Genomic DNA, 13,716 nt, shown 5'->3' on the forward strand with positions numbered 1-13,716 from the left:
TTTTGCCTTAAGGGATGCGTTTGCTGTCGGCCTGAAGCGCGCTCATCCCGCCTGGCGCCACGCCGGCGAGGAAGGCTTGCGGATCGTCGAGTGACGCTCCATGGCGGGCATGCGGGGCAGTTCGAACCAGAACGTGCTGCCGCGGCCGGGTTCGGAGCGCAGGCCGATGCGGGTGCCGAGCAGGCGGGCCAGGCGCTCGGCGATGGCGAGGCCCAGGCCGTAGCCGCCGCGGCGTTCGTTCTCGCTCGCCTGCAGTTGCACGAATTCTTCGAAGATCCGCTGCTGATGGATCACCGCGATGCCGGGACCGTTGTCGCGCACTTCGATGCGAATGGCATGGCCATGACGGCGCGCGGCGATCAGCACGCGGCCGTTCGGAGCGTTGCTGATGGCGTTGCTGGCAAGCTGATAGAGCAGGTTGGCGGCCACTTCGGCGTCGCCGTGCACCTGGTGGTGGCTGCCGCGCCATACCAGCGTGACGTTGTGCTGTGCCGCCTCATGATTGAGCGACGAGCGATCGCGCATGAACAATTCGGCGGCCGAGAAGCCGGTGGGCTTCACGGCAATGACGCCGGCGTCCAGCCGCGAAATTTCCAGCAGCGCATCGAGCAGGCGGGTCATCGCGCCGATGCTGGTGCGCATTTGCCGGAACAGTGACTGGCGTTCTTCCTCGGTGCCGCCTTCGACGCCGCCGGCGAACAGCTCCAGCGCCTGTAGCGGCTGGCGGAAATGATGGCTGACCAGCGCGATGAACTGCGATTTGCTGCGCGTGGCAGCCTGGCTCTGCCGCAAACGGTCGAGTGCTTCGACCGCATTGTCGTGCTGCAGCGCGCTCCAGTCGCGCCGTTGTTCTTCCTGCAGCTCGGACAAGCGCTGCAGCGTGAGCCTGATATCGGAGAACTCGGCACCTATCGGCGTGGCGTCGATGGCCGGGTGGCGCGCGTTGACCAGTTCATGCAGGGCATCCTGCACCTGGGATAGCGGCTGGGCCACGCGATGGCGCAAGGTGACCCGAGCCAACCAGGCGAGGACGAGGATGCCCGCTGCGCATAGCGCCCCCAGCAACCAGATCATGGCCTGCGCGCGACGCAACGGGGTCGTATCGACCTGCATGCTGAGCCACGAGGACGTATGCCCGCGATCGTGGAGTTCGGTGCGATACGTGGCGCCGCCGGTTACTGCCGAGGCCGCGCCGCTGGCCCACAGGCCACCAGCGGCGCGATGCAGTTCGATGCGTCGCAGGTGATCGGTCTGGCCGTCACGCAAGGCGGTGTCCAGCATCGCCTGGGGAGACACGGCGTCGCTGCCGTCCAATTCGCCCGCCAGGCGTTCCATGCGCAGCGTCACGGAAGCGTCGGCCCGTTCGCCGAGGTTATGCGTCTGCTGCACGCACAGTGCCAGCACAAGCGCCAGCGCGGCGATCGTGCTGGGCAGAATCACATCGATGAACAAGCGGGGAAGCAGGCGTTGACGCGACTCCATGCGTCACGCCCCCCTTGCCAAGGGACAGGGCGGCCGCCCGCCAACGCATTGCCGCGGTGTCCTGTAGCAGGGCATGGCTGGAATCGGCTGCATGATGTGGCTCGCGTCAGGAGGCAATGGAACGGCCTTCGCCGGGCACGTCGTTTCCTTGCATGCCCTGTATGACACTCTAAAGAAATCGCGGCGCCCTCTCGATAAGCACTTCGTTCTAGCGCGAGGCGCCATAGTGCTAACGGTCTATTTGTTAGGTGCGGCGTCATGTTGCGTCGCAGTGCGTGGCTCCCGCGAATCGGTCGCATGACGCGGCCGCCGTTTGGCGCTACCTTCCGCAGTCGCATGGTCCATCGGGCCGATTGGAGATACTCATGTCCGCATCACGCCGTCTGTTGCTTGCCGTCTCCCTGCTGGGTCTTGCCAGCGCCGCCATGGCGCAGGACCTTCCCGCCAACATGCCCAAGCGCAAGCCGGGCCTGTGGGAAATGCAGACGACTGGCATGGGAGGTCATGCGCAGGTGATGAAGCTGTGCCTGGACGCGGAGACCGACCAGGCCATGTACAAGATGGGCTCGCAGATGAGCGGGCAGATGTGCAGCAAGTTCAATATCAGCGTGCAGGGCACCACCGTCGTGTCCGATGCGGTGTGCAAGCTCGACATGCCCAGCGGCGCGGTCAGCATGACCAGCCACAGCGAAACGAAGTTCGATGGCGATACCGCGTACCACACCGATGGGCACATGAAGTACGAGCCGGCGGTGATGGGCAAGAGCGACGTGAGCATGAGCAGCGAGGGGCGCTGGGTGGGCGCGTGTCCCGCAGGCCAGAAGCCGGGCGACATGGTGATGCCCAATGGCACGACCATGAACGTCAAGGACATGCAGCAGCGCCACTGAAGCCTGCTGCGCCGCTTCGAAGCGACGGGTCAGGGTGAGGTCGGTGCCATCAGCTGGCGTACCAGCGCCTGGTGTTCGGCATCGATCTTGTGCAGGCGCGCCTGCATGGCCGCTTCGCTGACCCACTGCGCGCTGTACGCGCGGCGGCGGTCCAGATTGAATTCGATGTCCGCGAAGGGTACGAGGGTTTCATTGCCGGTGGGAGTGAAGCCGCTGATGTCGTGGATCAGCTGCAGCTTGGCCAGTTCCGCCTGCGCGTTCTTGCCCTTGGCGTAGGAGGTAAGCGCGTTGGTCACGCGCTCGCGCAATTCGGGCGGAAGATCAGTGCGGATCACGACCACGGCGTGCGGAATCAGGCTGGACGTCCAAAGCACGCGTAGCCGCGCATACTGGTCCGGGAAGCGTTTGGCGAAACGTTCCAGGTCGGCCGTGTTGTTGGTGGCGACATCCACTTCGTTGTTCGCCACGGCCAGCGCATTGTTCTGGTGGTTGTCCACCGTGACGCTGGTGAAGAAGGTGTCCGAGTCCAGTCGCCGGTTGGCGAACAGTTGCGTCTCCGGTACCAGGTAGCCCGACACCGAGAGCACTTCGCCGCGCGCATAGCGCAGGCGACCGGGCTGGCGCATCAGGTCGTCGATGCTGTGCAGCGGGGAATCCTTGGCGACCAGCAGCACCGAGTAGTACCCGCGCGAACCATTGGTGCGGGTGAGCTGGGCGATCACCTGCATGTGATCGTGGATGACCGCGTCCAGGGCGAGACGGCCTGACACGAAGGCGAAATCCACGCGCTCCTCCGACAATGCCTGCGCCAGGCCTTCATAGGTGCTTACTGAAAGGCTGTGGACCGGCAATCCAAGGATCCGACTCAGGTCGTCCAGCATCGGGCGCCAAGCCGTCAGCGATTCCGATGGACCGCCAATGGGCAGGATGCCGAAGGTGAGTGCGCTGATGTGCTTGGCGGGCGGCGGGGCATGCTCGGGAGGTTCCCCGGCTCGGGCGCCCAGCGCGTGGAGCGACAGCAGAAAGCAGAAGGCCACCCGGATGGAGTGGTGCCACAGCCTGGCAATCCGTCCCGTCGGCAAGGCCGCGTCTCCTGCGTCGCTCGATGTGCCCGGCCATGGACAAGTCCGATGCCGAGGTATGCGGAGCATATGCCGTGGCCGTCGGTGCCGGGTGAAGGTCAAAGGCCGCTGATGCGTCGCGACGCTACCACCGCCTCCACGCGATTGCGGACGTTGAGCGCGCGGAAAATGGCGGCCAGATGGATCTTGACGGTGCCTTCGCTGATTCCCAGGTCACGCGCAATCAGCTTGTTGGGCTTGCCCTGCGAAAGCAGCCGCAGGACGTCGATCTGGCGTTCCGTCAGCAGTTTCCGCAGACGCTCTTCCAGGGAGTCGGCGGCGTTCGCCGGAGGAGAGGGCGTCTGCGCGGTCGCCATGCCGGATGCCACGCCATCGGCGCGCTCCTGCAGCATCAGCGGCGGTACGTAGACGCCGCCGGACAGCACGAGGCGCACGGCGGAAAGCATGACGTCGGGGGAATAGGCCTTGGGGATGAAACCCTGCACGCCCATGGCGAGCAGGTTCTTCATCAGTCCCGGGTCTTCCGAACCGGAAAGCACGATGACAGGCACCTGAGGCTGATGCTCGATGAATTCGGTGAGGTGCTCGTTGCCATGCACGCCCGGCATGGCCAAGTCGATGAGTGCCAGTGACAGCGACGCGGTGTCCGGCGAATGGATCGCTTCACGCAGTTCGGCCATGTCCATGGCAGTGACAAATTCGGTATCCGGCCCAAGCTCACCCAGCTTGAGCTTGACACCTTCGACGATCAGTCGATGGTCGTCCGCGATCAGTATGCGCATGTCCTTCCCCATGGCGCGGCACGGCGCTCCCATCGCCGCTGATCCGCTTGCGAAACATAGCCCCAGCACGTGTCTACGGCAACCGTAAGACGCCCACGAACGGCCTAGTCAGAAGGTCATATGGCCGGCCCGGCGCAGGGCCCCGAGAATCGATGCGTTGCGAAGGGGGAGTCGCATGCGCGCGATCATGACGTGCGGCGGCGGTGGAAAAAACCGGTGTTTCTGCTGGCCTGCTTCCATGAAACCGGAAGATGACGTGAAGGCGAAGTGCGTAGTCGCGACACCGGAAGCATAGACGTGATGCACATGCGACTGCTGGAGTGCTACGCACCCCTGTTCTCTTATGGCCTGCTCATCGACGAGCAGGCCGGTACGCCAGCAGGTGCGGGAGAGCTTGCGCTGGTACAGGCCCGTGCGCGCGACATTGTCCACGAGGCACGCAGCCGCGCGCTTGCCGAAGGCAAGCCGTTGACCGACGTGGAGATGGCCGCCTTTGCGGCCGTGGCGTGGTTCGATGAAGTCGTGATGCGGCAGCGCGCATGGAAGAACCAGGCGGGCGCACTGCAGTCGGAGTTGTTCAATACCGCCGAGGCGGCCAGCGAATTCTTCGACCTGTTGGCGCGCCTGCCAGCGCACGCCGAAGAAGTACGTGAAGTCTTCAGCATGGCGCTTTTGCTCGGCTACGCGGGCCAGTACTACTACGAGGAAGGCGACAGCGGCGAGCTGGGAAGGATCAGGGCGCTGTATTGCCGGCCCCGCACTACGGCATCGAGCCTGTTGCAATCGCTGCAGCGCGAACCCGTTACGCCACAACCCTACGCCGCCCCCGGCCTGCCCACCCTGCATCTGCCTTCGTCGTGGACGGGGCGACGCTCCATGCAGTTCGTGGCCGCGACGATCGTCCTGCTTGTGCTGGTGTCTTTCGTCGCCCCTGCATACATCCACAGCATTCCGGCACAGGTCTGGTACGTGCTGGGCCTGGGTCTGGCTGTGGTCTGCACGATGGGCTGGGGCCTTGCGCTTGCCTGGCACCGCCTGGTGGCCATGCGCGCCCACACGCGCGTGGCTGCCCACCCGGATGCGGGCTACGGCATCGGCGACCTGTGGGGTGCGGTGATGGAAGCAACCCGGCGCGTGCGGGGTGCCGTGCTGCATCCGTTTCGTCGTCGGGGTCGGTGGCGACGATTGTCGCGCCATCCGTGGGTGATGTTCCTCGGTGACAGTCCCGCGGAAGTACGCAGCCTGCTGCAGGCTGCCGCACATGCTCCTCATGCCCGTACGCAGTCGGGCAACGGGGCGTCGACACCTTGGCACTGGTGGACTTTTCGCTCCGTGGTTGCGTTGGAACCTGGTGGGCGGATCGTGCAGTTGACGGGACAGGCGCGGGACGCGGCATCCCCCTGGTCACAAGCACTTTCACTGCTGGCGCGCGAACGCCGCAAGCTGCCGCTCGACGGCATCGTGATCTGTATCGCGGCGCAGACATTGCAGGAATCGCCGGCGCAGGTAAGCCTGCGTGCTGAACGCCTGCGCGAGATGGCCAGCGAAGCGGCGCGACACCTGCAACTGCAGCTTCCCCTGTATGTCGTGGTGACGGGCATGGAGTCGTTGCCTGGTCATGCCACCTTCCGCACCACCTTGCCGTCGGCCGCTTTCCGGCGCGTCCTCGGCGTACGCATTTCCCGCGCACCTGGCCCATACCCATCGGGACGCATGGACCTCCCTGCGGATGACCTCCATGCCAGGCTGAAGGACGCGGCGGTGGCGGCCCTGGCCGTGCAGCGCGATGCGCAACGGCGCCGTGAAATCTTCAGCTTCCTGCAGTCGCTGCCCGGATTGCAGCGAGGCCTGCGGATCTTCCTTGACCGCTTGATGGTGAGTGACCAGGCCGGAGACCGCCGCCTGCTCTGGTGCGGCCTTTACCTCACGGGTGGCGCGCGCTCGAATGCGCCAGGTGGCGATTTCGTCGACGACCTGTTTGGTCGCTTCCTGCCGGCGGATCGTTTGTTGGCCCGTCGTCTCGCCATCGAGAACTGACGCAGGCCGGATGCACTCAGGCCGTCGTGGCCCGCGTGGTCGCCCATGCGGCCACCATCGCTTCGCGCAGCTGTTCCGGCGAAACGGGCTTGTAGAGCACCGGGATGCGGGCAGCCATGATTTCGCGGAGACGATCGCTGCGTGTTTCGCCGGTAATGAGCAGGCGCGGGAAGGGCGCATTGCCATCGCGCCCGTAGTGCAGGTCGAGCGCGGCCAGCACGTCCAGTCCGCTCTCGCCATCACGCAGGCGCAGATCGGAAATCACGATGTCCGGCGGCATCGGCCAATCCTCGGCGGCCAATAGTGCCTGGGTACGATCTTCCGCGACCGCGACCTCGCAACCCCAGCTGCGCAGCAGGTAGCGGATGCCTGAAAGGATGGCCGGCTCGTCATCGATGACCAGCACGCGCATGCCCGAGACATCGAGCGGCGCCTCGTCATCCATCGGGTGGGCCACTTGTTGCGCAGGCACTTCGGGCAGGTGGAAGCTGAAGACACTGCCACGGCCTGGCGTGGATTTCAGTTCCACCTGCGTGTCCAGCAGCTCTGCAAGACGCTGTACCGTCGCCAGCCCCAGACCGAGTCCGCGGCGTGGTCCGGTGTCGTGTTCGTGGCTGCTGTGGCATTCCACGCGATAGAACTCGTCGAACACGCGCGACTGGTGCTCGGGAGCAATGCCGGTACCGGTATCCCAGACGTCCATACGCACGGTGCCATCGAGTCGCTGGCGTGCCACCACCAGCACGCCGCCTTCATTGGTGTAGCGCAGCGCGTTGCTCACCAGGTTGTTGAGGATGCGCGCGAGCATCGTGCGGTCGCTGCGTACCCACAGGTCGGTGGCGCGCATGATCAGGCGCAGGCCATGCTGCTCGGCGATCATGCGGAAGTTGCGGCTGACTTCCTGCAGCACCTGGTCCAGCGGGAATTCGGTGATCTCGATCTGCATCGCGCCTGTTTCCAGTCGCGATAGATCGAGCAGTTCGCTGAAGAGGTGATCCAGCGCTTCCACGCATTCCTGGATGTGCGCAATGCGGTCGAGGCGAACGGGATCGCGCTCGTCTTCCGCCAGCGAGGAAGAAAACAGCGTTAGGGCGTAAAGCGGCTGGCGCAGGTCGTGCGAAGCGGCGGCGAGGAAGCGCGCCTTGGCGACACTGGCAGCCTCCAGGGCGGCGTTCTTGCGCGCCAGCTCCACGGTCGCGTGCTCGATTTCCTTTTCCATGCTGCGCTGGACGTCGAACAGGGCCAGTGCAGCGCTGTTGAAGCCGCGTTGCAGTTCGCCGATTTCCGTCTGGTCAGTCACTTCCACTTCGACATGACGATCGCCGCGCCCCAGCTGATGCACGGCCGACACGAGCCGACGCAAGGGTGCGCTGATCCAGCGCGCGGCCTGCCAGCCGACAATCGCGGCAACCAGCATGCTGAGCGCGAGTGCGACCAGTCCGTTGCGCAGGCTGGCCTGCTGGGCCGCAATGGCGTCAGCCAGGCTGACATCCACCATCACCGACCCCAGCACCGGATGCCCGGGTTGTTCGGTGTCGACCACATCGCGCACGACGGTGAGGGTTTCGGCATTGCTGCCGCCGCTGCGGCCCAGGTTGTCGGCCAGGATCTCCCCATCGGCCGCGCGTATCTGGACGCGCGCCACGTGGGGCAGGTCGCCGATGGATTCGGCGATGCGCACCATTTCGCGGCGCTGCATGTCACGCAGGGGCGCGGTGGATACTGATGCGGCCTGGGTGGCGATGGCGTCCGCGGTGATTTGCGCCATGTCGCGCAGACTGGTCAGCTGGTGGCGCGTGAGCATGACGACCAGCAGCGTGGCCGTCACCAGCGTGGGCACGAGCGCAACCAGGGCCAGTCGTTGCATCAACGACGTGCGCCGCCACCAACGCCGTGCCCGGGAGTTCGCCCCTGCAACCATTTGGCCGTGTTCCCTTCCCCCGCCGCTTCTTGCGCCAGGTCGCGTCAGCCTAGCGCGAATCACCGGGTAGGACAGCTAGCCCATTGGCCGAGGGGTTTTGTGCGATCAGTCGTGGGAATTGGCCACGGGAAGCTTGGATCGCCGACGCAGGCGACTGAGCCGTTCAACCAGCAGCGGCAGCAGCGCCAGCAGGCCGATGGCGCTGAGCGGAAGCCATACGGAGCGCTGCATCAGCAGGCCAAGGCCGAAGTGTCCCTGGCTATTGGCGAGCGCCTCGCCGAGGCCGGCGCCGATGGATGTCTCGAAAATCAGGGAGACCGTGCCACCCAGCCAACTGGCCCCCAGGAATAGCCATAACGGACAGCGCAGCCACGCCAGTCCCACGGTGATCAGGCCAAACGGTGCCACCGGGATGAAACGCAGGAACATGGTGTAGGCCACCGGGTGACGCTCGAAGCCGTGGTGCAGCTTGTCCACGATGGCGGGCGGGTGCTTGCTGCCCGCGCCGAACGCGTAGCGGCTGGCCAGGAACAGGATCAATGTACCCAGGGTGAGGCCGACGGAGCCGTAGACGCTGCCTTCGAGCTTACCGAAGGCAAACCCGCCGGCCATGATGATGACGACCGTGCCGGGAATGCCGGTGGACATCGCCAGCGTGAGCAGGCCGATGAAGGCGATGCGGCTAAGCCAGGGGGCGCTGTCGATGTCGGCGCGCAGCTGGGCCTGGTGCGCCACCAGTTGCTCGGGATGCAGGCGATCGAACACGCCTGAGCTGAACATCACGATGCCGGCGATGACCAGCAGCACCAGCGGGAGGGCAGCGCGCAGGCGGCTCAATAGTGCTGTCCGCTTTGTCCGTAGGCGGCCAGCACGCTGCGCGCATCCTCGCGCAGGATGTCTCGCCGGACCGCGATGCCGCGACGTTCGAGCTCGCCCACCCAGTCTGCCGGCAGCGGACCTTCGTCGAACTCGGTGAGTTCTTCCACGTCCGCGGCGCGTGCACCGATCAGCAGTTCGTCCACGCCGGCCCACACGGTGGCGCCGTAGCACTGGCAACACGGCTGTGCGCTGGTGGCCAACGTGTAACGGCCGCCGCCTTCATTGATGCGGAACGCAGCGAGGCGCTGTTGCGCGGCCATGTAGGCCATCATTTCAGCGTGCGCGACCGAGCACGTTTGCGGTACCACGCGGTTGACACCTACCGACACCACGCGTCCCTCGGCATTGAACACCGCGGCGCCGAACGGGCCGCCGTGTCCATGTTCGATATTGCGTCGTGAAAGCTCGATCGCCAGAGCCACGCGTTCCTCATCGGTGACGTAACGCTTCTGTTCATCGACCACGTCGCCGATCCACGGCGGCAGGGTCAGGTGTATTTGAAGTGGCAGCATGGCAACGATCCCGTGACGCCAGCGTCAGCCGGCCTGCTTGGCCCAGGCGTCACGCAGCGTGACGGCGCGGTTGAACACGGGCGCATTGGCCTTGTGGTCGAGGCGATCGGCCACGAAGTAACCCAGGCGTTCGAACTGGAAATGCTGCTCCGGCTCCGCCGACGCCGCAGCGGGCTCAAGCCATGCGTGCACCACGCGCTTGGCGTGCGGATTGATGTGCTCGATCCAGGTCTTGCCATCGCTTTCGTCATCCGGATCGGCCACGTTGAACAGGCGATCGTAGACGCGCACTTCGGTCGCCACGCCATGCTTCGCGCTCACCCAGTGGATCGTGCCCTTCACCTTGCGGTCGGCGCCCGGCATGCCCTGGCGCGACTCCAGATCGAGCGTGCAGCGCAGCTCGATGACATTGCCGTCGGCGTCCTTCACCAGCTCGTCGCACTTGACGATGCCCACGCCGCGCAGGCGCACTTCGCCTTCGGGCTTCAGGCGATGGAAGCCTTTCGGCGGCACTTCGGCAAAGTCCTCGCGTTCGATCCAGAGTTCGCGCGAGAACGGCACGTTGCGCGTGCCAAAGCTCTCGTCCTTCGGATGGTTGGAGAACGTGAGTGTCTCTTCGTAGCCATCCGGCAGGTTGGTGATCACCAGCTTGAGCGGTTCGAGCACGGCCATGCGGCGCGGCGCGGTGGCGTCGAGGTCTTCGCGGATGCAGTTCTCGAGGATCGAGTAGTCGATGATGCTGTTCTGCTTGCTCACGCCCAGGCGTTCGATCAGCAGGCGCAGGCCACCCGGCGTGAAGCCGCGACGACGCAGGCCGCGCAGCGTGTTCATGCGCGGATCGTCCCAGCCATCCACCAGGTTTTCGTTCACCAACTGGGCGAGCTTGCGCTTGCTGGTGATGGAGTAGGAGAGGTTGAGGCGCGAGAACTCGATCTGCCGCGGCTTGGCCGGCTCGGTGCGGAAACCGCCTTCGCGCAGGTGCTGCCACAGCTCCGGATGATTGACCAGGTCGACCTTGTCGACGAACCAGTCGTACAGCGGACGGTGGTCTTCGAACTCCAGCGTGCACAGCGAATGCGTGATGCCTTCCAGCGCGTCGGAAAGACAATGCGCGTAGTCGTACATCGGATAGATCGGCCATGCGTCGCCGGTGTTCTGGTGCGCCACCTTGCGGATGCGGTAGATCGCCGGGTCGCGCATGTTCATGTTGCCCGAAGCCATGTCGATCTTCGCGCGCAGCGTCTTGGAACCATCGGGGAACTCGCCCGCGCGCATGCGGCGGAACAGGTCCAGGTTCTCTTCCACGCTGCGGTCGCGGAACGGCGAAGGCCGGCCCGGCTCGGTGAGCGTGCCGCGATAGGCGCGCATGTCTTCCGGGCTCAGGTCGTCGACGTAGGCCACGCCGTCCTGGATCAGCTTGATCGCGGAGTCGTAGAACACCTCGAAGTAATCCGAAGCGTGACGCAGGTCGTGCCACTCGTAGCCCAGCCAACGCACGTCGTCCTTGATGCCCTCGACGAACTCGGGGTCTTCCTTGCCCGGGTTGGTGTCGTCCAGGCGCAGGTTGCACCAGCCGGTGAATTCACGGGCGATGCCGAAGTTCAGGCAGATCGCCTTGGCGTGGCCAATGTGCAGGTAGCCGTTGGGCTCGGGCGGGAAACGGGTGCGGATGTCGTGATGCTTACCCGTGGCCAGGTCCTCTCGGATGATCTGGCGGATGAAGTCCCGTTGTCCTTCGACCTGCGGAGCGGCGGGCGAGGGCGTGGGTTCAACGGCGGCTTTTTCGGTAGACATCGGAACTCGAAACTCGTACGAGGTGGCGGAACTGCGAAGTTTACCCTGTCCAAGGTAGGGGTGTTTCCCGGGCTTTCATCACCCCGTAGGAGCGCACCCAGTGCGCGATAAGCGGTGGGAGGAACACAGGAGCGCACGAGCGGCGAGGAGCGGTCCCCGGAGAGGGCGGCTCTCGCCCACGGTCTCGCACCGCCGCCCACCGCCCACTGGGTGCGCTCCTACGGGAAACGCGCACGTGCGAAGCGGCCGCTGACAATGGCCCGCGCAATAAGGTTTACTACGGTCATGCCGACTCTCTTGCCGCCAGCGGCGGACCCGACCGGGTTCCGCGCACGATGAATCCTTCCGTTGTGCTGACCCCGCTGGCAGCGGCGCCGCTCAATACACGCATCGCCTTCCTGCTGGAACTGGCCCGCCGCCTGCACCAGTACGGCACGGCCGCGCCGCGCCTGGAGGGCGCCATCGGCGGATCGGCGCAGCGGCTGGGCCTGGCGGCGGACGTCTGGTCCAGTCCCACGGCCATCATCATTTCCTTCACGGACCTGAGCCAGGGCGAGGATGGAGTGGCGCAGGTCACCCAGGTGATGCGTCTGGCGCCGGGCGATGTGAACCTTGGTCGCCTGTGCGAGGCCGACGCGATCGCCGACAAGGTGATCGCGGGCGACATCGAATTGCGCGAAGGCTTCCGCCGGCTGCGAGACCTGGGGCGTCCCGAGACGCGCCGCGCGCAAGCCGGAGTGATCGCCAGCTACGCGTTGGCGGCAGCCAGTGTGGTGGCCCTGCTGCTGCACAGCTCGTGGGCTGATCTCATCACCTCGGCGTTGATCGGCCTGATCATCGGCATCATCACCGTGCTCTCCGCCACGCGGCCGCGGCTGGCGGTGGCCAGCGAGGCCATCAGTGCCCTGGTCGCCACGGTCATCGCCATCGTGGTGAGTCAGTTCGTGGTGCCACTGGCGATCAAGTCGGTGATCCTCGCCGGCCTGATCGTGCTGATGCCAGGCATGGCCCTCACCACCGCGGTGCGCGAGATATCCAGCCAGCACCTGGTGGCGGGTGTGGCGCGCATGGGCGGTGCCATTGCCACGCTGATCAAGCTCACCTTCGGCACCGTGGCAGCGACGCAGCTGTGCAATGCGCTGTCCATCGAAGGTCGGGATTACGCGCTGCCGCCATTGCCCGCGTGGACGGACTATCCCGCGCTGCTGGTGGGTGCCTTCGCTTTCGCCGTGTCCTTCCGTGCGGCGCGGCGCGACTGGCTGGTGGTGATGGCTGCCGTGGTGCTTGGCTACCTGTCTACGCGATGGGGCGGCGCCCTGGCGGGCAAGCTGCCGGCGGCGCCGTTCGGCGTGTTCCTCGGCGGCCTGATCGTCGGCAGCCTGGCCAATCTCTACGCGCGATTCGTGCATCGTCCCGGCGCGGTCATTCGCGAGCCGGGCATCATCCTGCTGGTGCCGGGAAGCGTGGGTTTCCGCAGCGTTTCGTATTTGCTCGAACGCGACAACAGCCTGGGCATGGATACCGGATTGCTGCTGGTGACATTGCTGATTGCGCTGGTTGCCGGCCTTTTGTTTGGCGACCTGTTAATCGCGCCACGCCGATCGCTCTGATACAGATAATCCAAAAAAGAAGAACGCCGGCATTAATGGGCCGGCGTTTCTATCGGTACTACCAGGAAAAAGCAGCGATCAGATCGCCAGGTCCTTTTCCTTCTTGCCGGCCTTCAATGCATCGTTGAACCAGCGCGGGCGCTTGCCGCGACCGGACCAGGTCTGCTCGGGATTGGCAGGGTTGCGGTATTTCGGCGCCACCGTGCCGCCGCGGCGGCTCTTGCCGGCGCGGGCATGACCAAAGACGTCCTCGAACGTAAAGCCCTCGGCCTTGATCAGCGCCTGGATCTTGTCGCGCAGCTTGGCAACCTTTTCCTTGCGCAATTCCTGCTGGCGGGTCTGCGCTTTGCTGATCAGCTCATTGAGCTGATTGTGATTGAGGGTTTTGATGTCAACTGCCATAAGTAACTCCCGGGGAATGGGTTTGGCTAATGCAGGCCCCCAATGTGGGCGACGCGCTCATGTAAGTCTTTCGATTCTCACCGATAAATCCCCGTCATGCAAAGCGCCTGGAATGGCGACCCATTAATCTTGGGTAATAGTGGCCTATTTGTCATGCGCAAGCGCCGGCATTATCTGGATGGACCCATAAAAAACGGCCGCTTTTGCGGCCGTTTCTCTTCAGCGTGAAGGGTCTTTCAGCCCAGCAATGCGAACAGCTCGTCCTGCGTGATGGCGCGGGCTTCGGTCTCGGCGCGCGCGCGGTATTCCAGCGTGCCGGCGGCCA

At 65.1% G+C, this 13,716-nt stretch carries 11 protein-coding genes; 3 read left to right on the forward strand and 8 right to left on the reverse strand.

All coding sequences use genetic code 11. The features are described from left to right. Positions 1-42: 42 nt before the first annotated feature. Complete coding sequence (locus VFG49_RS14035; protein WP_324861527.1) at positions 43-1,482, reverse strand: HAMP domain-containing sensor histidine kinase; 1,440 nt, start codon at positions 1,480-1,482, stop codon at positions 43-45. A gap of 365 nt (positions 1,483-1,847) precedes the next feature. Here VFG49_RS14035 and VFG49_RS14040 point away from each other — a divergent pair, with 365 nt between their 5' ends. Beyond that, the gene (locus VFG49_RS14040) at positions 1,848-2,372 is read left to right on the forward strand and encodes a DUF3617 domain-containing protein (protein WP_324861529.1); all 525 of its coding nucleotides are present in this window, start codon (positions 1,848-1,850) and stop codon (positions 2,370-2,372) included. A 29-nt stretch (positions 2,373-2,401) separates the two neighbouring features. Here the strand turns inward: VFG49_RS14040 and phnD are convergent, their stop codons facing one another. Further along, positions 2,402-3,454 (reverse strand): phosphate/phosphite/phosphonate ABC transporter substrate-binding protein, encoded by a 1,053-nt coding sequence (gene phnD, locus VFG49_RS14045; protein WP_324861531.1) that lies wholly within the window; start codon positions 3,452-3,454, stop codon positions 2,402-2,404. Between the two features lie 98 nt (positions 3,455-3,552). After that, positions 3,553-4,236 carry a response regulator transcription factor gene (locus tag VFG49_RS14050; protein WP_324861533.1) on the reverse strand — a complete coding sequence of 228 codons (684 nt, stop codon included), beginning with the start codon at positions 4,234-4,236 and terminating at the stop codon, positions 3,553-3,555. A 300-nt stretch (positions 4,237-4,536) separates the two neighbouring features. Here VFG49_RS14050 and VFG49_RS14055 point away from each other — a divergent pair, with 300 nt between their 5' ends. Further along, positions 4,537-6,273 carry a type VI secretion protein IcmF/TssM N-terminal domain-containing protein gene (locus tag VFG49_RS14055; protein ID WP_324861556.1) on the forward strand — a complete coding sequence of 579 codons (1,737 nt, stop codon included), beginning with the start codon at positions 4,537-4,539 and terminating at the stop codon, positions 6,271-6,273. A 16-nt stretch (positions 6,274-6,289) separates the two neighbouring features. Here VFG49_RS14055 and VFG49_RS14060 read toward each other — a convergent pair whose 3' ends face one another. From VFG49_RS14060 to VFG49_RS14075, 4 genes are all read right to left on the reverse strand, one after another. Continuing rightward, positions 6,290-8,140, reverse strand: a complete 1,851-nt coding sequence (locus VFG49_RS14060) for a hybrid sensor histidine kinase/response regulator (RefSeq protein ID WP_324861535.1) — start codon at positions 8,138-8,140, stop codon at positions 6,290-6,292. Between the two features lie 159 nt (positions 8,141-8,299). After that, a complete protein-coding gene (locus VFG49_RS14065) occupies positions 8,300-9,031 on the reverse strand; it encodes a TVP38/TMEM64 family protein (protein WP_324861537.1) in 732 nt (243 codons plus the stop codon). Then, positions 9,028-9,585, reverse strand: a complete 558-nt coding sequence (locus VFG49_RS14070; RefSeq protein ID WP_324861539.1) for a nucleoside deaminase — start codon at positions 9,583-9,585, stop codon at positions 9,028-9,030. Before VFG49_RS14070 ends, VFG49_RS14065 begins: the two co-directional genes overlap by 4 nt. Positions 9,586-9,609: 24 nt before the next feature. Then, positions 9,610-11,379, reverse strand: coding sequence for a glutamine--tRNA ligase/YqeY domain fusion protein (locus tag VFG49_RS14075; RefSeq protein WP_324861541.1), 1,770 nt, complete (start codon positions 11,377-11,379; stop codon positions 9,610-9,612). Between the two features lie 335 nt (positions 11,380-11,714). Here VFG49_RS14075 and VFG49_RS14080 point away from each other — a divergent pair, with 335 nt between their 5' ends. After that, positions 11,715-12,989 carry a threonine/serine ThrE exporter family protein gene (locus VFG49_RS14080; RefSeq protein ID WP_324861544.1) on the forward strand — a complete coding sequence of 425 codons (1,275 nt, stop codon included), beginning with the start codon at positions 11,715-11,717 and terminating at the stop codon, positions 12,987-12,989. A 78-nt stretch (positions 12,990-13,067) separates the two neighbouring features. Here the strand turns inward: VFG49_RS14080 and VFG49_RS14085 are convergent, their stop codons facing one another. Next, positions 13,068-13,391, reverse strand: coding sequence for an H-NS histone family protein (locus VFG49_RS14085; RefSeq protein WP_324861546.1), 324 nt, complete (start codon positions 13,389-13,391; stop codon positions 13,068-13,070). Positions 13,392-13,716 lie beyond the last annotated feature (325 nt).

This window comes from Dyella sp., from assembly GCF_035685885.1.
In the GTDB taxonomy this organism is placed as follows: domain Bacteria; phylum Pseudomonadota; class Gammaproteobacteria; order Xanthomonadales; family Rhodanobacteraceae; genus Dyella.

What these genes read in the sequence shown, in the direction of transcription:
- VFG49_RS14075 (WP_324861541.1), bottom strand. Translation starts at nt 11,379, where the DNA reads ATGTCTACCGAAAAAGCCGCCGTTGAACCCACGCCCTCGCCCGCCGCT.
- VFG49_RS14050 (WP_324861533.1), bottom strand. Translation starts at nt 4,236, where the DNA reads ATGCGCATACTGATCGCGGACGACCATCGACTGATCGTCGAAGGTGTC.
- VFG49_RS14080 (WP_324861544.1), top strand. Translation starts at nt 11,715, where the DNA reads ATGAATCCTTCCGTTGTGCTGACCCCGCTGGCAGCGGCGCCGCTCAAT.
- VFG49_RS14035 (WP_324861527.1), bottom strand. Translation starts at nt 1,482, where the DNA reads ATGGAGTCGCGTCAACGCCTGCTTCCCCGCTTGTTCATCGATGTGATT.
- VFG49_RS14070 (WP_324861539.1), bottom strand. Translation starts at nt 9,585, where the DNA reads ATGCTGCCACTTCAAATACACCTGACCCTGCCGCCGTGGATCGGCGAC.
- VFG49_RS14085 (WP_324861546.1), bottom strand. Translation starts at nt 13,391, where the DNA reads ATGGCAGTTGACATCAAAACCCTCAATCACAATCAGCTCAATGAGCTG.
- VFG49_RS14060 (WP_324861535.1), bottom strand. Translation starts at nt 8,140, where the DNA reads ATGCAACGACTGGCCCTGGTTGCGCTCGTGCCCACGCTGGTGACGGCC.
- VFG49_RS14040 (WP_324861529.1), top strand. Translation starts at nt 1,848, where the DNA reads ATGTCCGCATCACGCCGTCTGTTGCTTGCCGTCTCCCTGCTGGGTCTT.
- VFG49_RS14055 (WP_324861556.1), top strand. Translation starts at nt 4,537, where the DNA reads ATGCACATGCGACTGCTGGAGTGCTACGCACCCCTGTTCTCTTATGGC.